Raw genomic sequence first — 22,394 nt, 5'->3', positions numbered from 1 at the left:
GTTTAGATTGGAAAAATATACTTTATATCGACTACAGAAAGTATAAGTAAAAAAATTTTAACTGAGCTCCTGTCCTGAATCGAAGTACATTGGTGCTTCGATGTATTTGATTATCATCTTGATCTCTATGGATGATTCGTTTTCCTTTTTTGGCCCAAAAGATCAAATAAATATTAAGTAATTGTGAATTCTGCATTTATTTTTGTATTGATATTGATAATAATAATGATTCTTATTTATTAATTTGTAGCATTATGAACAATCAGCTTAAACAATCTGCTTTAAATATTGCGATAAAATCGATTCTGATTTTCGGGGCATTTTCACATCACGCTTGGGCGCAAGAACAGGGCGCAAGCGTACTCCCAACCATCAAAGTTGCAGCCGAGGATGAAAAAACAGAAGGTAGCGAAAGCTTTCAAGCGAAATCATCTCGTACATCATCCAAGCTAAAACTTTCCTTAAAAGAAACACCACAATCCGTCAGTGTCATTACGCGGGAACAGATTGAGCAACGGAATCTCAATATTATTGATGATGTGCTTGCGGCCACGCCAGGGGTCACGGTCACTAAAAATGATAGTGAACGCTCAAATTATTCTGCGCGAGGCTATGCGATTAGCAATCGTCAAATTGATGGCATGCCAATTGGCGAGAATAGCCCACGGGTTGATAGTTTTTTCTTTGATCGTATTGAAGTCGTGAAGGGGGCAACAGGTTTAACAGGATCTACGGGAAATCCATCTGCCACCATTAATATGATTCGGAAACGTCCTGCAAAGGAACTGACAGGCTCGGTTGCCACCTCATTTAGTCGCTGGAATACCATTCGCAATGAGGCGGATGTTTCAATCCCTTTGACGGCTGATGGCAGTGTGCGCAGCCGTGTGATGGCCGCACGTCGAGAGGGAGAATCCTATATGGATTATTACTCTCTGGAAACCTTGGCGGCGATGGCGATGGTTGAAGCCGATATCACGGACAAATTAACAGGCAGTATTGGTTTTCAATATCAAGACAACCAACCACGGGGTTCGACGTGGGGAACTGTACCGTACTGGAATCAAGATGGTTCGCTGGCCAATTTACCGCGCAATTTCAGCTTGGCCAATCGCTGGAATACCATTAGCCAAAGTGACAAAACTGTATTTGCTGATTTGACCTATAAATTTGAGAATGACTGGATGATCAAGGCGGCAGCTTCACATTCATTGTCCAAAAGTTTCTGGCTGATGTCTTACGGCGGTTCTGGTTTTCCTAACCAAAATGATGGAACGGGCGTTGGGGTTTGGTCAACAGTATATCCAACATCTGAATCTAAAAAGACCAGCTTAGAGTTGTTCGCCAGTGGGCCGTTTAAATTATTTAATCGTGAGCATGAATTGGTGATTGGTGGAAATGGCTTTGATCGTTCTACAGATAGTCCGGGTGGAGCTATTGACGGTATTGCCAGTAATCAATTGACTTGTACCAAGAAAGTGGACGGGGTAACGCTACCTTCTAATAATATTGGTGATACTTGTGTGATTAATGATTGGCGTACATGGAATGGTAATACAACACCTAAACCAGGCTACACGGTTATTCCTTCGACTAAAGATGCGAAACAACGTAATTATGGTGCATACAGTACCTTAAAGCTAAACCTAACAGATGATCTAAAATTGATTGTCGGGGGACGTTATAGTGATTATTCGGCAACGAATGGTACCAAGAGTGATGTGAAAACCGATGCTTTCACACCTTACTTTGGTACCACTTACGCGATTAACGATATTGTCACTGCTTATGCCAGTTATACCGATATGTTTAATCCAAGCAGCCAGAAAGACCGCAATAACAGTTTCCTAGATCCTGAAACAGGTAAAAGCTATGAGGCGGGTTTAAAAGCCAGTTTATTGGATAACCAACTTTTGGCAACCGCTGCTGCGTTCTGGTCGAAAAAGGAGAATGTTGCAGTTCGTGATGAAGAGGCGATCGCAGCAGGTATTAAAACCGATGATGGCGGTGACCCAATGAAAGCCTCGGGTGAAGGCCTAAAAATTGAAGGCTTTGAGTTAGAAGCCATCGGTCGAATCACACCGACGTGGAATATTACGGCGGGTTATACCTATGTGAACAGTATTAGTTCAGAAACTGTGAAGGCTTCAACCACGCTTCCTCAGAATCAAGTCAAAATCTATACCAATTTCAAACTCCCTGAACAGCTCTGGGACGGCGCCAATAAGTTCAATATTGGCTTTGGTGTGAATTGGCAAAGTGAGGTGGTAAGTAAGTCGAGCAGTGCACCTAAAAACTCAGATAGTTATGTGCGACAAGATGCTTACTTCTTGGCAAGCGCCAATATGGGCTATACCTTCAACGAGTCATTCAGTGCAAACTTACAAGTGAATAACTTATTTGATGAAAAATACTATCAACAGGTCGGTTTCTATAATGGTGTTTATTGGGGCGAACCACGTAATGTAACTTTATCGCTACGTGCCAAATTCTAAACAGCAGAAAATAAACTTTTAATCGTGAATAAAGGCCTAACGATCAGAATAGGCCTTTATTCAAAAGATTTTTTAGATGCCATAGGTGCAAGTTGCAGCAACGTTTATTATAAAAATAGCTAAAGTGAATCAAAGTATTTTAAGTAAAAAACAATCTAACTCAAAAGCATAAATTTAATTACCCTGACTCGATAATATAAAGCGAACAAAAAAGTGACGCAAATTGTCATAAATAGACGGTTCTGTATGGACAGTAAAACGATATTTTGAGTAAAATGCGCTAAATTCAAGCAGATAATCTATAAAAAAAGATGGCGAATAATATCTTTCAAGCTTTAGAAAGCTTGGGCCTGACAGCACAAAAACGTGCGATTCACGCTCAATTTTCAAACACATCTTTAAATAATCAAGTTTTCTTACAGCGTATTGAGGGTCTGCATCAGCTCAATCATGGCCTTGACCTACAATTACTCTGTCTTTCGACCAATGCAGTCATTCCTTTAAAAAGCTTTATTGGCAGTCAGGTTGCCATTGATATTGTGACCGATAAAGCAGAGTTGACGCGTATCTCAGGGATTATTACTCAAGCCGATATCGGCGCCAGTGACGGTTCGCTGACTATTTATCGTTTAGGTGTACAAGACCCCACCGCCTTGTGGAAGCAGCGTCGTAACAGCCGTGTTTTTATGGCGAAATCCGTCGTTGATGTGATTCAGACCATTTTTAAAGAATGGCAGGCTAAAAGTCCATTGTTTGCGGCCAGTTTAAGTCTGGACTTAAGTGGCTTAAGCAAACAATATGACATTCGTCCATTTATTATGCAGGCCAATGAACTTGATTACGACTTTTTGACACGTTTGATGCGAGCAGAGTCGATTAACTGGTTGATTGATGAAGCACAACTGAAAGTATCTAGTTCCAGCGAACAGATTCAGCCGCAGAAACTCAGACTCATTGATGACAATAATCAATATAAAGCCCTAGAGCGCCGTCATATCCGCTTTCATCGCAGTAGTGCAACCGAAACACAGGACAGCATCACCGCATTTGTAGCGCAGCGTACCCTTCAACCGAGTGCAGTGCATGTACAGCGTTGGCAAGCCGATGCCTTGGAGCAAGAAGAAGGCGCAGGCAGTGTTCAGAGTAAACATCAGCATAGCGATCTACATGATAACCAACAGCTTGCGTTAGAACAGGCATGGCATTTTTCCCCTGCTTGGATTCAGGATTTAAAGGGGGAGGATGGCGCCACCAAATCGGGCAATGCTCAAATTGAAAAACTGAATCAGAACTTAAGCCAGTATTATGATTCACAGGCCAAGCAGTTTATTGCGACATCGACTGTTCGCGATACCCCAGTGGGCTATTGGTTTGAACTGAATGAACATCCTGAAATTGATCAGCATGATGGCGCAGACAAAGAGTTTCTGATCAGCTCAAAAACGTTCTATAACCAAAATAACCTACCTAAAGATTTAACGGATCAAGTCGCAGCTTTGCTTCAACAAAGCAATTGGCAAAGCAGTCCTTTTCAGCATGTGGTTTCTGATGAGCGGCAAGCCAATCAACTGACATTGCAACGACGCAATATTGGTCTGGTTCCTGAATATAACCCGCTACAACATCGACCTGCGACACATCCACAACGTGCCAAAGTAGTAGGGCCAAGCGGTGACGAAATTTATGTGGATGAATGGGGGCGGATTAAAGTTCGTTTCCTGTTTACCCGAGCAGATGACCACAGTCATGATAGTGGTGCAGGTGCCAATGACAATGATACTGACTCTGCATGGGTGGATGTATTAACGCCGTGGGCAGGTGAAGACTACGGTGCACGATTCTTGCCGCGGATTGGTGAAATCGTGGTGATTGATTTCTTTGATGGTGATATTGATCGACCTTTTGTGGTTGGGCGGATTCATGAAGCACAGCGTAGTCCGACTAAGTTTGACCATGTGGGCAAGTTGCCTGATACCAAGAAACTGGCAGGGATTAAATCCAAAGAATACCAAGGTGAAGGGTTTAACCAACTACGTTTTGATGACACCACGGGACAAATCAGTGCGCAACTACAAAGTAGTCATGCCGCCACTCAACTGAATCTGGGTAAACTCAGCCATCCAAAAGATAAGGCTGAAAGTGAAGATCGGGGTGAGGGTTTTGAGCTACGGACCGATCAATGGGGTGCAGTGCGTGCAGGCAATGGTTTACTGCTCAGTACTCAAAAGCAGGATCAGGCCCAAGGGGAGCATCTCGATGCAGAACCTGCCAAGCAACAGCTAGAAGGCAACCAGAACAATGCCAAAGCTTTAAGTGAAGTCGCCAAAAATCAGCAAACTGATGAAATTGAATCTTTAGAACAGTTAAAAGAATTTGCAGAACAGATTGAAGCAAAGATTGCCAAATTTAATAAAGCGTTGTTGTTGCTTCATTCGCCAGCAGGTATTGGTCTAAGCAGTAATGAGGATATTCATGTATCTGCAGATGGGCAAATCAATCAGATTGCAGGCGATAGTATTAACTTAAGTACGCAAAAAAATTTGATTGGTCATGCTCAAAATCGAATCAGCCTGTTTGCTGCCCAGAATGGGATTAAGCAGGTGGCTGCCAAAGGCAAGTTTGAGGTTCAGGCACAGTCAGATGGACTGGATTTGCTCGCCAAACAAGGCATCCAGATCATTTCCACTGAAAGTCAGATTCAGATTAGCAGTCCGAAAGAAATTGTAATTACCGCGGGTGGTTCTCAAATCAAGCTGAATGGCTCAGGTATTTTTCCTGTGACGGGTGGCAAGTTTGAGGTGAAGGCGGGGCAGCATTTGTTTATGAGCGGCTCAAGCGTTAGTGCACAGTCTAGTTTGCCACCACCACCAAAGCGCGGACAAGGGGTACTGGAATTGCTGCACGATTACAAACATGGCGAGTTTGTGAAACAGGGTGGCTATCAGGTTATTGATTCACTGGGTCAGCAGTTTTCTGGTCAATTGGATGATAAAGGTTTTGTTCGGGTTTCTGGGCTGGCAACGGGTGCAGCTAAAGTTGTATTTGAAGATGATAAACGTGATCCGTGGGCGGAATCCAGTGACTTTAAACGCCCGCCAATGTGGCCAAATGAAAATGACCCTGATGCGCAAACCTTATTGGGCAAAGCAGAGACAGGTCTTAAAAATGCGGTTAGCAGCGCCAAGAATGCTTTAGGTCAATCCTTTACCAGTCCTTCTTCAGTGTTAAAAACGCTTGAGACTGCAAAGCAGTTGAAGGAGGGTGGAGCAAAGGCTTTATTGCCAATGCTACAGCAGGGGGTTCAGTCGAACCTGACAGAACAAGCAAATAAGCTATTGGCTGATCAGGTCAAGGACAACCCATTGGCACAAAAAGTGATGAAAAATATAGGCAGTCCTTTGGACAGTCTATCCCAGTTCAAAAATCCATTGCGTGCGCAACAAAACCTAATGGCAAGCGATAAAAAAACCAAAGATCCGTTCGATCTAACGCGTTTTGATTTTAAAAATTAAGCTTTGAGAATGATGAAAGATGGCGACACCACCTAAGAAGACCAACAATCAGCAAAATAAACAGAGTGTAAGAACCAATACTGGACAAGTTGCGGTTGTGCCTTTAAACAAAATGTATGCTGCTGATGTCAAAGCAGGTATGAATAAAATCAATTCATGGTTGAAGAAGAACACCAAGGACTATGTCGACTTAAATACCATTAAAAGTGTAGCAGGCTCGCTTCCAGTGATTGGTAATGCGATTGCTTTGGTGGATGCCGTTTACGATGTTATCGATATCAGTAAAAAACCAAACCCGGGTTTTGGGGATTGGCTGAATCTTGGTTTAGATGTGATTGGGATTATTCCTGTACCGCCAACCATGGCAACAATGCGCATGAGCTTGAGACCGACTTTGAATCTGGTTCGTCAAAAAGCAGGTGGGGTCATTTCCGATACCATTTTGGTGATTTTAAGTGATCACTTAAATGAACGTATTGCAGGTGAACTCGATCAGTTTGCGGCAAAAGCTCAACCGCTTGTCAAAGATATGATGCAGCACTGTGGAACAAAAATCACCAGCATCAGTAATGATTTTGCCAACGGCATACAAAAAATATTAAATGGTCACGTCTTTAGTTCAGCAGGTAATGTCAAACAAGCACAGAAACAACTTAATAAAGTCAATCTAGATAATTTACAGCGTAATCCGAAAGCTACTTTTAATAATGCTGTAGATGGTTTGACGAACTTATGGAAAGCGAGCGTTAAGGAAAATATTAACACGGTTGCCAAAGGTGTTTCATCGGTTGTGCCAGCCAGTGCGAAACAGCCGATTCAACTGGTTATTACAGGGATTCGTGGTTTTGGTAAAAAAGCGCCGCAGTTCTTGATGACTTTAGCCGATCCGGGCAAAGCAATGAGTATTGCTTGGTTATTAAATGTCTTATTAAAAGCTGTGCAAAAATTCAAATTAAAGAAAAAAGCCACAGCTAATATTACTCAGAAACAGGTCGCTAAAAAAGAAAAGAGTCGACCGAGTGGGGAACTGGAAAAAACCAATCACCAAGCCAAAGCTAAAAACAATCCAAATGAAGTGTCATGTCCACTGAATTTAGGTGGTGGAAAGACCAAAACAGGTACTAAAAAACATATTACTTATGCATTGGGAACTGAGTTTTTAACTCATCAGGATGCCTATGTGTCTGCGATTGAAAGTTTTATTTTAAATCGAACCTATGCATCGAACTTGTATCAATTAGACCAAGGAGAGTTCGGGGCAAGATGGTTGACCTCTTTTACCACCCGAATTGTGCCGCAAAGTGAATATATTGAAGAAACGGAACAACAGGCCGCATATATCAAACCGTTGGCAGGGCTAGAATATATTGGTCCAGACGCACGCCCAGTCAAATTACCTCAATTAAAAGTGGGCGAAAGCTTTCACAATCAAACAGAAGATTTTTATTATAGTGTGATCTCTGAACATATTCAGATGATTTCTTATCAAAAAGAAGAAAAGCATATTTTTGAAAAGTATCAAGATTATTATCGCTTATCTGCGATTGAATATAAAAATGGGGTGACCTTAGCGGTTCGTTATGACCATCAATCGGGTGATCATTCATTTATTTCGGATGTATTGATTAAAGAGAAGCAAAAATTATTGGCGCATGTCGCTTTCCAAGTCGATGCGCAAGGCCGTATTGACGATGCATGGTTGGTGGGAAATGGGCAATTGCTTCGTCCACTTGCGAGTTATAACTATAACCATAAAGGCGACTTAATCGAGGCCATTACTGAAAATGGCGCAAGCTATCATTATCAATATGAGCATCACTTATTAAGCCGTTATACCGATCTGACTGGTCGTGGTATTAATCTGGAATATGACGGGATTGAACCCACATCGAAGGCCTTTCACGAATGGGCTGATGATGGCAGCTCTGAGAGCAGACTGGCATGGGATGAAAATATCCGTTTAACCTATGTAACGGATGCCTATGGGGCAGAAACTTGGTATTACTATGATATTGATGGCTATACCTATCGCATCATTTATCCTGATGGATTGGAAGAATGGTTCTTCCGTGATGATTTTGCCCGTGTTACCAAGCATGTTGATCGAGACGCCGCGGTAACCATTTATGAATATGATGAAAGTGGCAATATTGTCAGTGTTACCCAACCTGACGGTTCAAATTTATATTATGCCTATGATGACAAGCGTCAATTAACAGGTATGGTCGATGCTGAGCAAGGGCGTTGGTTTAAGGAATATGATGCTCAGGGCAATATCAGCAAGGAAATCGATCCGCTAAAACGTGTAACAGAATATAGTTACAATGCTTTAGGTTTACTCACTTCGATAAAAGATGCCAAAGGGGGTTCCAAGCAGTTAAAGTATGATGATCAGGGTAATCTGATCAGTTATACCGACTGTTCGGGCAAAACCACAACATGGCAGTATGATGAACGTGGGCGAGTAAAATCAGTTGAAAATGCCTTAAAACAAAAGGTTGAATACTTCTATAGTGACCTAACCACAGAACAACGTGAACCGATCATTCAAGGTTTGCCACTGAATGCTTTTGGTCAACTTGAAAAAATCAAACATGCCGATGCCACAGAAGAACAGTTTGTCCATGATGCCGAAGGGCGTTTATTGGCGCATGTCGATGCCAAAGGACAACTCACACAATATCAATATGACGCAGCAGGACTGATTTCATCTCGTACGGATGCCTTGAAGCACACGTTGAAATATCAATGGGACAAGCTGAATCGTCTGAAACGTTTGACCAATGAAAATGGGGCAAGCTATGAATTTTTCTATGATGTTGCCAGTCGCCTGATTAAAGAAATTGATTTTGATGGTAAAGAAACCCTTTACAAATATGATGAAACAGATGGTAATTTATCCAGCAGTATTGAGGTAGCCTCTGCATTTGGGCAGGACTTAAAAGATCGGGCTGCACCGAAAGATCGTATTCAACAATTCTTATTTGACAGCATGGGACGACTGGAACAGCGTCAAGCAGGCTATGGCTATACCGAGCAGGAATTAGAACAAAAACAGGTTGAAGAATTTGCCTATAACAATAATGGCCAATTGATTCAGGCTAAAAATAATGAGAGCAATCTCCAGTGGTATTACGATGTCGTCGGTAATCTGGTGAGAGAGCATCATCAAGATCATCAAACGCATAAAACTGCGGTGTGGAAACACAGTTATGATGAAATTAGTGATCGGATTAAAACCATACGCCCAGATGGACAACAGGTCGATTGGTTAACCTATGGCAGTGGGCATGTTCATGGTTTGGTCCTGAATGGTGAAGATACTGTCAGTTTTGAACGAGACGATTTACATCGTGAAACTGTTCGCCACTATGCCAACGGGATTAGCCAAGAGCAGCATTATGATGAACTGGGGCGTCTGACTCAGCAACGCGTGCTGAATGGGCATGAATTTGCATATACATCGCCGCAGCAGGCAATACAGAACAATGCCATTCAAGAAACTGAACAGTTGATTCAGCGTTTATATCAGTACGATAAAACGGGGCAATTGCTCAGTATTGCAGATACTCGCCGTGGCAATATCCAGTATAAATACGATCCTGTCGGTCGTTTACTGGAAGCCAATAGTAAGCTGGGCAAAGAAACCTTTAGTTTTGACCCTGCAAGTAACATCATTGACCGAAATCATCATCAAGAACCGAGTGTAGCCGCAACAGCAAGTAATGCTTATGGTTATAACCGTTTGGTGAATAATGTTGTTAAAGCATATCTAGATCAGCAATATCAGTACGATGCTTATGGTCAATTGGTGCGTCAAAAGTCATCTAAAGGGGACTTGTACCTTGAGTGGGATGCTTGTGGGCGGTTAATCAAGAGTCGTAATACAGAATACACTGCGGAGTATCGTTATGATGCTTTAGGGCGGCGTATTCAAAAACGTAGTAAACACCATCATACAGGTGAAGAGCAGAATGTGATTTATGGGTGGGATGGCAATACTTTGGCCTTTGAATCCAATGATCAGATCACCAAGCATTATGTGTATGAGAAGGATAGTTTTGTCCCTCTATTGCAAGCAATCTATCGTGAACCGATTGAGCTTGTACAAACACCTGATTGGACAGATCAGCCTTATCATATTGCCAAAGATCCTTTATGGCGTAAGACTGCACCAGCAAAATCTTTAGATGATATTTGTTTCTATCATTGTGATCATTTGGGTACACCTCAGGAGATGAGCGATGCCCAAGGTCAAATGGTCTGGAAAGCTGAATATAAGGCATGGGGTGAGCGTGTATCAACAAAGTCAGCATCTAACTTTTTTGAAAATTCAGAAATCGTCACCAATAATATCCGCTTCCAAGGTCAGTATTTTGATGAAGAAACGGGTTTACATTACAACCGTTATCGATATTATTCGCCTTATGTAGGACGTTTTATCTCTAAAGATCCGATTGGGTTGTTGGGTGGTAACAACGTTTATGCTTACGCGCCAAATCCTGTAAGTTGGATTGATCCTCTGGGGCTAAATAATACTAATCCTATATGTGTTTTTGGTAATAAAAGTGAACCAAAAGGTATAAGGGATAAAGATTTACAACCAGATGAGAATGGTATTTTACCTTCTCAAAAAGATAAAGCTATGCCAGAAGGGAAGTCTGCTACTCGATTACCTGAAAAATCAGGATTATCTGGACATTATCATCAGGTATCTGCAGATACCCCAATGCCTGAAGGTTTAGCCATCAAACATGATGGTAAAGATATAATTCCAGGTAGCAAACGTGGTGAAGGCCACTCAACTATTTATCCAACTAGAGATATGCCTCAATCAGAGTTTAATGAAAAACTTCAGTCAATGCCTTGGAATTATGGAGGAAAAATATAATGATAGTTAATGAGAAGGAAATTCTGCATTTAGTTGATGAAAATATATGTGAATACAGTGAGCTTCAATATGCAATTGTAAATGGTGATGGTAATGTTCTTTCTGAAGGTTATTCTATATTTTCGCATAGAATAGGAAAGTATTATGAAAATTCTAAAATATTAGCTAATAGATTAACTTGTGATAATTATCTTTCTCTTTTAAATGATAAAAGTAAAGACGTAAGGTGTTCTGTTTTGACCCTTATTAGGGATAGTTTTACATTGTATGATTCTAATGTAAGTTTGATGGAGTGTGTTTTAAATATTTCTGTTGATGGTAGTGATGAGGAAAGAGTGATAGTTAATACGATACTAACTAAAGAAGTAGTGAATTTTTATAAAAAAGAAGTTGATCGTATTTTGGTTGGCTTTGTTGAAAACTCTGGAGGTAAATGTTTTTTTGACTACTACACATTTAATTATTTGTATGAATTGTTGGTTAGATTTGAGAGGAAGGATTTAATAGATAAACTGCTCATGATAGGGAAGGATAGTAATATAAGTGATATCAAAGAAGCATACGAAGAAATAATTGAGGATTTAATAACAAAAAATATATGAAAATGATGTTTTTTTAATTTTAAAGATTTTTATTTATGATTTATTTTTTTTGAAATGAATGTTAATAACCTGGAATTGGTCGTGTTTAAAAGCTTTTTAGGTGCTATTGCAAATAATGTAAGAGCAGTAGCATTCGACTTTAATGATGAAACTATATTTATTTATGGGTATTTAAATGTAGAACCCAAAGATGAAGATTATGAAATAATTGATATTGCTGTTACAGAAATAATGGCAGCTTACCCACAGTTTTTAAAACAAAAAATTTATTTAGAAAAGTCAGAAAAGCCAATAGGAAAGTTGCTTTCATATAAAGGTTGGGTTTTTTGTCGATATGAAGAGTAAAACTAGTCTAGTTATGGTTAAGTTTTTTTATGAAGCTGGAACAAATTGAAATAGCAGATATGGATATAAAAAGTATAAAGATTTATGGTGATAAGTTTTATATTTTATTTTCAGCAGTTTATGATATATGTTTAAAATAATATGTAAAAAATGTAGAGTTGGTTTTTTTTAATTGGACTTCATTCAATGTTGAAATGTATGATAGTAGTATTGAAGAATACAAACAACTTGATTTACTTGAAACAAATAAAGGTAAAGATTTATTTACTTTAATTCAGGTTGTAAATATCTCTGATGATAAGGTTGAGTTAGAGGGATTTAATGACGATGGTGTGTGGAATAAGGTTGTCTTTTTCAATACTTATTATAGTTTGAATGTTATTGATATTACTTGATTAGAAGTAAATATGAGTGTATTAAATTTTAAAAATAAAATAGTTTGGCTATTGGAAAATAATGGTGATGATGAGGATATTGATAATGTATTAACTGACTACATTAATGAAGGGGGGACGAGAAATGAAGTTTATAAATCTTTAAATGAAATTTTTTTGATGGAAGAAAGTATGATTCAAAAAAATATAAAATTACAAGATCAATTTGATTATTTGGGTGAGTTACAAACAACAATCACAGGATATTGTTCACCTAATTCTATTGTAAAATTTAAAAATGAACCTACAACTAATATGGATGATTTTTTAAGTTATGTTCGAGGTGAGAAATGGAAGGTTTAAAATGGTACATGAATGATAGATAAAAATATTGAATTGAATATCTATAAAACTGTAGATTTTTTCTGAAATGCATAAATGAAAAAGATAAGAATGGTTTGTTATCTGATTTTGAAGTTACTTTAAAAATGTATCAAGAGTTAGAGGGTGTTCTTAATAATTATTTTGATGGTGATTATAAGCTATCATTGATTCCTTTTGATGAAGTTCATTTACAGGAAGTGGAAAACATGCCTATATTTGAATTGAATGAAATGGACGATGGTGAATATGTTTTAGAGTGTGCAGTGTATAACTATGAGAAAGATACTTCATTGATACTTCAAGGGAATGTTGATTTAACTAATGGTAATGTACATTGCGGATCGCATCCACTATATTCAGCAGCAATTAATCAAAAGCTAACACAGATTGAAAGAGAGTTTGGAGATAAAAAAATAACTGCTTCACAAGCTAGGGATAAAGTTGCGAATTTACAAAAAAGTATGAGACTTGCTTTATCAGTACCAGGGTCTAAACCAATTAGATTAAGTTAGGTTTAATAATATGAATTATTATGTATTAAGTGCTACACAGAGTGACATCTGTCCAATTTCACTTTCTGAAGAAGCTGTTCTATATAATCATAAAGAGCAGATTGATTCTGAATTTGAGTATGGTTCTCTTCCATGGTATAGCTATAAAACTAGCAAAAACTGTGAACTACCAAGACATGGGGTTTTAGTATTAAAAAATAGAAATACTAAAATTTCTTTTAGGAATATTAATGCTGATATTTATGTTGTAGATGGTTTTTTTAAAGAAATTTTGCAAAACTATATTAATGTTGATTTCTTTAAAGTTGAACTGGTTTCCAGTCAGTTGGATAAGGTTGATAATAATGATTATTATTTTTTTAGGTTTAACGAATTTTTAAATTATAGTGATGTTTTTGATTTAAATAAATCTGTGTATAGGTTGGATGGAGATTTTTTGGTTTTGGAAGAACCTCATTTGTTGGAAGAAGTAAGTGTAAATATATTTAAGATAAATAAAATTGACTCAGCACAAGATACTTTTTTTATAAATGAAACTGTTAAAAGTGAAATTGATAGAATTAATTACAAAGGTATAAGAGTTGAAGATGTTACTACTGCAAAGTGGAGAGATTCTGGTGATTTTAGTTTTATGCTCTTAGAGGAAAGTGAGGTAAATGAATTTATATGGCCCATCTGATAGACTAAATTCATAAGCCTGACGCTTTACTGTTACTAAAGATACGTGTGTGGCTAAAGGTAGAACAGCTGCAAATCCTCATTTAGGTGCAGAAGAAGGGCCGCAAAACTTTATCGAAAACTCAGATAAAATGAACTTGGTTTCTACTGGGGCGTTATTTAGTTTGAGAGGTAATAAATTGAATTTAAATGTTTTAATTGACCAAAGGGTTTTAATGGTTGGTAATTTTTTTCTTGATTTTGATGTTGAAAATGACCGAGGAACAATTAGGTCTAATTTAGTAAATAAAGATGATTTAGATAGCCTTATCTATTTGAGTGATAATGTATGTGTGGAAATTCTTAGTGAACAAGGAAGAACTATTTATATTTTATTTAATACGCCTGAGTTCTTTGATGCTAATTTACTTCACTCAAAAATTTTAAAAAGATTTAAGAATAAGTATAAATTTAATGATGAAGATTTTATTGTTATTCATCCTGCGAGAGTTGCTTTGAAGCAAGATAAAACGAAATGGAATAAAGTTGAATTCACTTATGATCCCAAGCAGGGAGATATATCTTTAATACTTGAATATTAAATTTTTATATGTGGGGTAAATTAATTTTGATTTGTATGTTTTTAGTTGTATGGTTTTTAATGGAAGTCGAAAGATAAGCATATAATCTAATGGAATTAATTTTAATGGAGAGTGTGATGGAGTGTTTGAATTTTGATCTTAAATACTTAGGAACGTAAATTAAGAAAATGGAAAATACAGAGATACCAGTTTGTGAATGTTTGGAGAGCATTATTATAAAGGAAATGAAATTAGGAAACCCTATTAGATCTTATAATTCAGATCCTGAATGGCCTGAAAAAGATAGTAAATTTGTTTTTCTAGAAAACAGAATAAATTTAACATATTTAAGAGAATTTCCTGATTGGGTTTTAGTGAGAGTTAATAATGATATGCATTATACTTGGTATAATGAGATTTATTGCAAAGAGCATCATGACTTATTAGTAGCTGGTGATATGTAGTTGTTTGGTTTTTTTAATAACTTATTTAAAGAATTAGGATTTTATGTATTATATGGATTTATAATTTTCATTTTCTAGGTGTATTGAAAAAATTACCCAACACATACATTTATAATTGTTCGAAAAACTGACGATAAAGCATGGGATGGGAGTCAAATTTTACAGAGAAAATCTACATCCTTGTATATTTTCCCAATTTAAGCCTTATTGCCGTACCAACTCCACTTGCCCAGTATGCCAACCACCACCTAAAGCCCGAATAAGATCTACACTAGCAATCATTCGACTGCCATGAAGCTGTGCAGCCAATTGCTCTTGCTGCAAAATGCTCCGATCCGAATCAATCACATCCAGATAACTAATGCTGCCTTCACGATAACGCAAATGTGAAAGCTGATTGGCATGTCGGGATGACGCAAGTGCTTGCCCCTGTGCCTGTATTTGCTGATCCAGAATACGCTGATCAGACAAACCATTTTCAACTTCACGGAACGCATTCAGCACGGTCTGCCGATAATTAGCCACACTCTGCTCATAGCCTGCACGTGCCTGAGCAACGCCTGCCTTACGTTGCCCACCATCAAATAACGGTAAAGACAAAATTGTGCCCGCAACAGGGCCGAGTAAAAAAGTTCGACTCGACCATTTACCCAAATCGCCTAAACTTGCTGATTCATAACCTAGCGCACCAGTGAGATCCAGTTTTGGGAAAAAGGCAGCACGGGCAATACCGATGCGTGCATTATCAGCGGCCATAGCCCGTTCAGCAGCAGCGATATCGGGACGACGTTCAAGCAAGCTCGAAGGCAAACCCGCAGGCAGGCGAATCGCAGTAGCAAACAAGGGTTGAATGGCTAAGCTAAATTCAGCAGGCGCTTTCCCGAGTAATACTGCCAATGCATGTTCGGTATTGGCTCGATTCCGTGTAATGCTGAGTGCAGTGCTTTGGGCGGTCGAGAGTTCAGTTTGCGCACGTGAAACATCCAGATCACTGACGAGGCCATTGCGATAACGTGCTTGAATCAAATTTTGATTCTCAGTCAGTAATTTGATGTTTTGCGCATAGATGGCTTGTTCAGCATCGAATTGGCGAATCAGAAAGTAAGCCTGTGCCACGTCAGCTTGTAAGGCTAGCAGTGCAGAATGATACAACGCTTCCTGTTGCTGCACATCTGCGGTTGCTGCATTGACACTGCTAGCAATCCGTCCAAATAGGTCCAGTTCATAAGAGGCATTGGCTTGTGCCCGCCATAAGGTACGTGCAGATGTGGATGCATCCGAATCAAGTCCTAAAGAAGCGGGTGAGGGCTTTTGACGGGTTGGCCCAAAACCTGCACCAATACTGGGTAAACGTTCAGCTTGTGTAACAGACCTTAAAGCTCTTGAGGCCTGAATATTGGCTGCTGCCGCCTTTAGATTTTGGTTACCAGCAATGGCCTGCTGTTCCAGATCATTCAGTTGCGGATCATTAAAAATACGCCACCATTCACCGCGAGACTGCGCATCGGCAGGTTGCGCAATGGTCCAATTGGGATCGTTCAACTTAGCATCGGCTTCCTTAAATTGCAGTGGAATAACCAGCTTGGCAGGCTGATATTCAGGTGCCAATGAGCAGCCTGCAAGCAGCAGGCTTCCCATCAGTGAGGAGAGTATCCAGTGGGGTTTGAATCCTGTCATGTCCTGCTCCTTAGTGATCGTGTGAACTGTGCAGTGGTGCTTCATGTACCGCTGCTGAATGCAGTTTATGTTTGCTGTTCAGGGTACGAATCAATACATAGAAGGCAGGCGTCAGGAACAAACCAAAGAAGGTTACTCCGATCATACCAAAGAACACCGCAACGCCCATGGCATGGCGCATTTCAGCACCAGCACCTGTAGATGTGACCAGTGGAACCACACCCATAATGAAGGCGATTGAAGTCATCAAGATCGGACGCAAACGTAAACGGCTGGCTTCAACCGCAGCATTGAATGCGGTCGCGCCTTGCATTTCCAGTTCTCGAGCAAATTCGACGATCAAGATGGCATTCTTACAGGCCAGCCCGACCAGTACCATCAAGCCGATTTGGGTAAAGATGTTGTTATCACCGCCTGTGAGCCAAACCCCGGTCAGTGCCGCCAAGATACCCATTGGCACAATCAGAATCACGGCTAATGGCAAGGTCAGGCTTTCATATTGCGCCGCCAAGACCAAGAACACCAACAGCACACTGATCGGGAACACCCACAATCCGGCATTACCTGCCAAGATCTTTTGATAGGTCAGATCGGTCCATTCAAATTTTACCCCACGTGGCAAGGTTTCAGCGGCAATGCGCTCAACCGCAGCTTCGGCTTGGCTGGATGAATAACCCGGTGCAGGACCACCATTAATATCGGCAGCGGTATAGCCGTTATAGCGCACCACCATTTCTGGGCCATAGGTTTGAGTCACATTGACCAGCGAAGACAGCGGCACCATTTGCCCTGCATTGTTACGGGTTTTAAGCTGTAAAATATCTTCAGGATTGGCACGGAACGGCGCATCGGCTTGGGCACGTACCTGATAGACACGACCAAAACGGTTAAAGTCATTCACGTATTGTGAACCGAGATAAATCTGCATGGTATTAAATACATCGGTCACAGCAACGCCTTGTTGTTTGGCTTTGACTCGATCCAGATCAACATTTAGTTGAGGTACATTGATTTGATAACTGGAGAACATTGGCCCCAATTCAGGTGCAGATTGTGCCGCTTTCATAAAGGATTGGGCTGCGTTATTTAACTCGGCATAGCCTAAAGCACCGCGATCTTCGAGCTGGAGTTTAAAGCCACCCATGGTGCCGAGACCCATCACCGGTGGTGGCGGGAATACTGCAATATAAGCATCTTGAATCGCGGCGTATTTCTGATTTAAAGCACCTGCAATGGCATTGGCAGAAAGATCGGCTGCTTTACGTTCAGCGAAAGGTTTTAAGGTGACAAATACAATCCCTGCGCTAGAGCTGTTGGTAAAGCCATTAATCGATAAGCCGGGGAAAGCCACTGCACTTTCTACGCCGGGTTGTTTCAGCGCGGCATCGCTCATTTTACGAATCACGGTTTCGGTTCGATCCAGTGAGGCACCATTCGGTAATTGGGCAAAGCTGATCAGGTATTGCTTATCTTGTGCAGGCACAAAACCACCCGGAACGATATAAGAAATCCCAATGGTCAGACCGAGTAGTACTGCATAGACACCCATCGCTGAGGTTTTATGCGAAATCACCCGACTAACGCCACGACCATATTGATCCGATGCGCGTGAGAATACGCGGTTAAACAGGGCAAAGAAGCGTCCGAAGACACGGTTCATCACGCGGGTCAGGAAGTCAGGTTTGGCATCATGACCTTTGAGTAACATGGCGGCCAAAGCTGGAGACAGGGTGAGTGAGTTGAATGCCGAAATCACGGTGGAGATGGCAATGGTCATGGCAAATTGTTTATAGAATTGGCCTGTTAAGCCGGTCATAAAAGCGAGAGGGACGAACACGGCAACCAGTGTCAATGCAATCGCGATAATCGGTCCACTGACTTCACGCATGGCACGGTAGGTGGCATCTCTTGGACTGAGTCCTGCTTCAATATTCCGCTCGACATTCTCCACCACCACGATGGCATCATCGACCACGATCCCGATGGCGAGCACCATCCCGAACAGGGATAGCGCATTGATGGAATAACCAAAGGCCAGCATTAAGGCGAAGGTACCAATGATTGAAACAGGCACTGCCAGTAGAGGAATAATCGAGGCACGCCATGTTTGTAAGAACAGGATCACCACCACAACCACCAGTGCAATCGCTTCAAGCAAGGTATGAATCACCGCTTTGATACTTGAGCGTACGAATTGGGTTGGGTCGTAAACGATATCGTATTTAATGGATGCTGGAAAATCTTTGGACAGTTCCGCCATGGTGCTACGCACTTGGTCCGAGACCTGTAAGGCATTGGCACCCGGTGCTTGGAAAATTGGAATCGCCACCGCCTGTTTATTGTCCAGTAATGAACGTAAGCCATATTGTGAAGCGGCCAGTTCAACACGGGCCACATCACCCAAGCGCGTTACTGCACCATCTGCTGCTGTTTTTAAAATAATATCGGCAAATTCCTGTTCGGTACTTAAACGGCCTTGTGCATTCACCGAGAGCTGTAAAGGTGAATTGTTTGGCGCTGCACCGATGGTTCCTGCGGCAACTTGAATATTTTGCTCACGGATGGCATTGACGATTTCAGTGGCCGTGAGATTACGTTGAGCCACTTTTTGTGGATCTAACCATACACGCATGGCGTAATCACCCGAACCAAACAGACCAACTTCACCTACACCCTGTAGGCGTGCCAGACGGTCTTTGACATTGAGTACGGCATAGTTACGCAAGTAGGTCATATCATAGCGATTATCCGGTGAGGTCAGATGCACCACCATGGTTAAGGTTGGTGAGCTTTTTAGCGTGGTCACACCGAGACGTTGTACATCTTCTGGCAAACGCGGCAGGGCTTGAGAAACTCGGTTCTGAACCAGTTGCTGGGCTTTATCGGGATCAATTCCGAGCTTGAAATTGACGGTAATGGTCAGGTTGCCATCGCTGTTGGCTTGAGACTGCATATACAGCATGTTCTCTACGCCGTTGATGGATTCTTCCAGTGGAGAAGCAACGGTTTCAGCGATTACTTTAGGGTTAGCACCCGGATATTGGGCACGCACCACGACAGAGGGTGGCACCACTTCTGGATATTCAGAAATGGGCAGTTGGAAAAGGGAGAGTAAGCCCGCCAGTAGAATCAGGACGGACAGCACCCCAGCAAAGATCGGACGATCAATAAAAAATTTAGAAATATTCATGAGGATTAACCTTTTGCCGAAGTTGGGGTTTTATCTGTAGGCTGAGGTTGTTGTGCTGTGTTATCGGTGATGATTTGAGGATTCGGCATAGGAACGAGTTGAGGTTTGACAGGATCACCTGGACGGATACGTTGTAAACCATTCACCACGATGCGGTCACCGACTTGCAGGCCGCTATTGATGATTTGTAGGCCGTCTTGTTGTGCGCCGAGTTTTACTTCACGGTATGCAGTTTGGTTTTTCGCATCGACCACCACGACAAAGCGTTTGTCCTGATCGACACCAATTGCCGTTGGGCTAATCAGAATCGCTGCGCGAGGTTGTCCACCGCCCAGACGAATGCGGGCATACAGTCCAGGGAGCATCACACCTTTGGGATTATCAAAGGTGGCACGAACCCGGATGGTGCCTGAGGTGGTATTTAAATTATTGTCGATCGAGCTGATATAACCTTCACGGCTAAAACCAGATTCATTGGCAAGACCTAAATAGACAGGAACTTGAGCCGAATTGCGTTGATTGCTGATGTATTTTAAATAAGTCTGTTCATCGACATCGAAAGAAGCATATAGACGTGACACCGAAACCAAACTGGTCAGCACCTGTGCGCCATTGCCTGCGGAGACCACGTTACCAACCGTGACTTCTGCACGGGAAATACGCCCACTGACAGGGGCAGTAATACGGGTATATTCCAGATTCAAACGGGCGGTTTCCACTGCGGCTTTAGCGGCTTGCAAGTTGGCATTGGCTGAGCGGGCTTCATTTTCCGCTTGATCGAGTTCTTGATGGGCAATCGCATTACTTTGGATTAAACGCTGGTTGCGGCCTAAGTTAGCTGAAGAGTAAGTCACTTGCGCTTCAGCCGAAGCCAGTTGTGCTTTGGCGCGATTCAGTTCTGCTTCAAAAGGCCGAGGGTCAATGGTAAACAGCAGGTCGCCTTTGTTAACTAAACTGCCATCTTTAAAATGCACGGCAATCAGTTTTCCTGAGACTTGAGGGCGAACATCAACCTGATCAATCGCTTCGAGACGTCCTGAATATTCTTGCCAGTCGGTAATGGTCTGACTGACCACACTGGCGACATCAACGGTTGCAGCAGGTGCTGCACTTGCTGTTGGAGTGGCTTTCGCATCTGCATTTTCTTGGAAGAGAATAAAACTGCCACCCGTTGCAAAAATAGCAAGAATGACGGCAGACAGCGTTAGCTGTTTGCGAGAAAGTGACATGGGATGCTCCTGGTTATTTGAATCCCTGTTTTCAGACTTTTTGTTGTGGTCTGTATGGGAGAAACAGGTTTATGGAATGAAAGGAGCATAAAAGTTTGTCAATTACGAATAAATATACTAAATTTGATAACACTATTCGTATTTTTATAATAATTGTTGTGTGAAACTGGAAAAATACAACAATGGGAGTGGGCCTGTGGATCTATTTCATGCAATGAGAGTCTTTAATAAAGTGGTTGAAACCAACAGCTTTAGTCTGGCTGCAGACAGTCTTGGGCTACCGCGTGCTTCGGTGACCACGACCATTCAGGGTTTAGAAAAACATTTACAGGTTCGTTTACTGAATCGTACCACGCGTAAACTAAGTTTAACGCCCGATGGTGCGGTGTATTATGACCGTAGCTTGAGAATTTTGGCGGATGTTGAAGATATCGAAGCATCTTTCCATGATGAGGAACGAGGGCCACGAGGCCGTTTACGGATTGATGTGCCTGTGTCGATTGGTCGCTTGATTTTAATTCCAAGGTTAAGAGAGTTTCATCATCGTTATCCCGATATTGATTTGGTGATTGGCATGAATGATCGGCCTGTGGACTTGGTGGGCGAGGCGGTGGATTGTGCGATTCGGGTGGGAGAGCTACAAGACTCGAGCTTGATTGCTCGCCGTATTGGGACGTTTCAGTGTGCAACAGCAGCATCCGCATGCTATTTAGAAAAATATGGTGAACCGAAGACACTTGAAGATTTACAAAAAAATCATCAAGCCATTCATTTTTTCTCCAGTCGTACAGGACGTAATTTTGACTGGGATTTTGTGGTTGATGACTTAATCCAAAGTGTCAGTGTTAATGGGCAGGTGTCTGTCAATGATGGTGATGCCTATATCGATTTGGCGCTGCAAGGCTTTGGCCTGATCCAAGGTCCACGCTATATGCTGACCAACCATTTTGAAGCGGGAACTTTAAAGGAAGTGTTACCGCAATGGACGCCTGCACCGATGCCAATTTCGGTGGTGTATTTGCAAAGTCGGCATCTATCCCACAAAGTTAGAGTCTTTGTCGACTGGGTGGCTGAGCTGTTTGCAGGATGTCCATTATTAGGCGGTAGTGCTTTGCCGTTGGATCAGAAATGTGAGTTTGCCTGTGACCAAAAAACCAATCATGAATATACCATTCGGACTTTGGTGGAGCAGCATAATATTGCTGAGGCGCGTGCTTTAAAGACTTAAAGATCAGTGATGCAGTTACGAGCTTAGTCATCACTGAATCTATAAAAATGCGTAAAAAGGAGATCAAAATGCGACGATCTTCTGCATGCGCTTTATCCGAAAAATGATAAAAAATGATCAGAAAAATAAAATATATGGTAAAAAAAATGCTCAACAAAAAGTTGAAATAATATTAAAAATCAAAGGGGAAGTATAAGTGAATAAAGTTTATAGAATTGTCTGGAATGCGACGCATCTTTGCTGGCAAGCCGTG

General features: G+C 41.2%; 15 protein-coding genes. 12 read left to right on the top strand and 3 right to left on the bottom strand.

Annotated elements, in window-relative coordinates:
* Nucleotides 1-254 precede the first annotated feature (254 nt).
* The 11 genes from B2727_RS04995 to B2727_RS04945 all read left to right on the top strand — a co-directional run bounded on the left by B2727_RS04995 (nucleotide 255) and on the right by B2727_RS04945 (nucleotide 14,817).
* Nucleotides 255-2,495 carry a TonB-dependent siderophore receptor gene (locus B2727_RS04995; protein WP_033133558.1) on the top strand — a complete coding sequence of 747 codons (2,241 nt, stop codon included), beginning with the start codon at nucleotides 255-257 and terminating at the stop codon, nucleotides 2,493-2,495.
* 311 nt (nucleotides 2,496-2,806) lie between these two features.
* Nucleotides 2,807-6,007, top strand: a complete 3,201-nt coding sequence (locus tag B2727_RS04990; RefSeq protein WP_241345363.1) for a type VI secretion system Vgr family protein — start codon at nucleotides 2,807-2,809, stop codon at nucleotides 6,005-6,007.
* A 19-nt stretch (nucleotides 6,008-6,026) separates the two neighbouring features.
* On the top strand, nucleotides 6,027-10,898 hold the full coding sequence (locus B2727_RS04985) for an RHS repeat-associated core domain-containing protein (protein ID WP_033133560.1): 4,872 nt from the start codon (nucleotides 6,027-6,029) through the stop codon (nucleotides 10,896-10,898).
* Nucleotides 10,898-11,500, top strand: coding sequence for a hypothetical protein (locus tag B2727_RS04980; protein WP_033133561.1), 603 nt, complete (start codon nucleotides 10,898-10,900; stop codon nucleotides 11,498-11,500). The genes B2727_RS04985 and B2727_RS04980 overlap by 1 nt, the downstream gene beginning before the upstream one ends.
* Nucleotides 11,501-11,581: 81 nt before the next feature.
* The gene (locus tag B2727_RS04975; RefSeq protein ID WP_241304162.1) at nucleotides 11,582-11,845 is read left to right on the top strand and encodes a hypothetical protein; all 264 of its coding nucleotides are present in this window, start codon (nucleotides 11,582-11,584) and stop codon (nucleotides 11,843-11,845) included.
* A gap of 194 nt (nucleotides 11,846-12,039) precedes the next feature.
* A complete protein-coding gene (locus B2727_RS04970) occupies nucleotides 12,040-12,240 on the top strand; it encodes a hypothetical protein (RefSeq protein ID WP_227505304.1) in 201 nt (66 codons plus the stop codon).
* A gap of 12 nt (nucleotides 12,241-12,252) precedes the next feature.
* Nucleotides 12,253-12,582, top strand: a complete 330-nt coding sequence (locus B2727_RS04965) for a hypothetical protein (protein ID WP_162180606.1) — start codon at nucleotides 12,253-12,255, stop codon at nucleotides 12,580-12,582.
* 95 nt (nucleotides 12,583-12,677) lie between these two features.
* Nucleotides 12,678-13,115, top strand: a complete 438-nt coding sequence (locus B2727_RS04960) for a hypothetical protein (protein WP_201772403.1) — start codon at nucleotides 12,678-12,680, stop codon at nucleotides 13,113-13,115.
* A 10-nt stretch (nucleotides 13,116-13,125) separates the two neighbouring features.
* Nucleotides 13,126-13,794, top strand: coding sequence for a hypothetical protein (locus B2727_RS04955; RefSeq protein WP_033134769.1), 669 nt, complete (start codon nucleotides 13,126-13,128; stop codon nucleotides 13,792-13,794).
* A gap of 49 nt (nucleotides 13,795-13,843) precedes the next feature.
* The gene (locus tag B2727_RS04950) at nucleotides 13,844-14,374 is read left to right on the top strand and encodes a hypothetical protein (protein ID WP_227505303.1); all 531 of its coding nucleotides are present in this window, start codon (nucleotides 13,844-13,846) and stop codon (nucleotides 14,372-14,374) included.
* Nucleotides 14,375-14,541: 167 nt separating this feature from the next.
* Nucleotides 14,542-14,817, top strand: a complete 276-nt coding sequence (locus tag B2727_RS04945) for a hypothetical protein (RefSeq protein WP_033134768.1) — start codon at nucleotides 14,542-14,544, stop codon at nucleotides 14,815-14,817.
* Between the two features lie 204 nt (nucleotides 14,818-15,021).
* On the opposite strand, the gene B2727_RS04940 is transcribed toward B2727_RS04945, so the two are convergent.
* The 3 genes from B2727_RS04940 to B2727_RS04930 are packed head-to-tail and all read right to left on the bottom strand — an operon-like array spanning nucleotide 15,022 to nucleotide 20,913.
* Complete coding sequence (locus B2727_RS04940) at nucleotides 15,022-16,494, bottom strand: efflux transporter outer membrane subunit (protein WP_241345362.1); 1,473 nt, start codon at nucleotides 16,492-16,494, stop codon at nucleotides 15,022-15,024.
* A gap of 10 nt (nucleotides 16,495-16,504) precedes the next feature.
* Nucleotides 16,505-19,684 carry a multidrug efflux RND transporter permease subunit AdeG gene (gene adeG, locus B2727_RS04935; RefSeq protein ID WP_005205233.1) on the bottom strand — a complete coding sequence of 1,060 codons (3,180 nt, stop codon included), beginning with the start codon at nucleotides 19,682-19,684 and terminating at the stop codon, nucleotides 16,505-16,507.
* A 5-nt stretch (nucleotides 19,685-19,689) separates the two neighbouring features.
* Nucleotides 19,690-20,913, bottom strand: coding sequence for an efflux RND transporter periplasmic adaptor subunit (locus B2727_RS04930; protein WP_033134766.1), 1,224 nt, complete (start codon nucleotides 20,911-20,913; stop codon nucleotides 19,690-19,692).
* Between the two features lie 196 nt (nucleotides 20,914-21,109).
* Between B2727_RS04930 and B2727_RS04925 the strand changes: the two genes are divergently transcribed.
* On the top strand, nucleotides 21,110-22,141 hold the full coding sequence (locus tag B2727_RS04925; protein WP_004654891.1) for a LysR family transcriptional regulator: 1,032 nt from the start codon (nucleotides 21,110-21,112) through the stop codon (nucleotides 22,139-22,141).
* Nucleotides 22,142-22,394 lie beyond the last annotated feature (253 nt).

Source organism: Acinetobacter sp. UBA991 (genome assembly GCF_002292065.1).
In the GTDB taxonomy this organism is placed as follows: domain Bacteria; phylum Pseudomonadota; class Gammaproteobacteria; order Pseudomonadales; family Moraxellaceae; genus Acinetobacter; species Acinetobacter higginsii.
This window is presented reverse-complemented; position numbering and strand designations above follow the sequence as displayed.

Excerpts from the sequence above, each read along its gene's own strand:
- B2727_RS04995 (WP_033133558.1), top strand. The coding sequence starts at position 255 with ATGAACAATCAGCTTAAACAATCTGCTTTAAATATTGCGATAAAATCG.
- B2727_RS04990 (WP_241345363.1), top strand. The coding sequence starts at position 2,807 with ATGGCGAATAATATCTTTCAAGCTTTAGAAAGCTTGGGCCTGACAGCA.
- B2727_RS04985 (WP_033133560.1), top strand. The coding sequence starts at position 6,027 with ATGGCGACACCACCTAAGAAGACCAACAATCAGCAAAATAAACAGAGT.
- B2727_RS04980 (WP_033133561.1), top strand. The coding sequence starts at position 10,898 with ATGATAGTTAATGAGAAGGAAATTCTGCATTTAGTTGATGAAAATATA.
- B2727_RS04970 (WP_227505304.1), top strand. The coding sequence starts at position 12,040 with ATGTATGATAGTAGTATTGAAGAATACAAACAACTTGATTTACTTGAA.
- B2727_RS04965 (WP_162180606.1), top strand. The coding sequence starts at position 12,253 with ATGAGTGTATTAAATTTTAAAAATAAAATAGTTTGGCTATTGGAAAAT.
- B2727_RS04955 (WP_033134769.1), top strand. The coding sequence starts at position 13,126 with ATGAATTATTATGTATTAAGTGCTACACAGAGTGACATCTGTCCAATT.
- B2727_RS04945 (WP_033134768.1), top strand. The coding sequence starts at position 14,542 with ATGGAAAATACAGAGATACCAGTTTGTGAATGTTTGGAGAGCATTATT.
- B2727_RS04940 (WP_241345362.1), bottom strand. The coding sequence starts at position 16,494 with ATGACAGGATTCAAACCCCACTGGATACTCTCCTCACTGATGGGAAGC.
- adeG (WP_005205233.1), bottom strand. The coding sequence starts at position 19,684 with ATGAATATTTCTAAATTTTTTATTGATCGTCCGATCTTTGCTGGGGTG.
- B2727_RS04930 (WP_033134766.1), bottom strand. The coding sequence starts at position 20,913 with ATGTCACTTTCTCGCAAACAGCTAACGCTGTCTGCCGTCATTCTTGCT.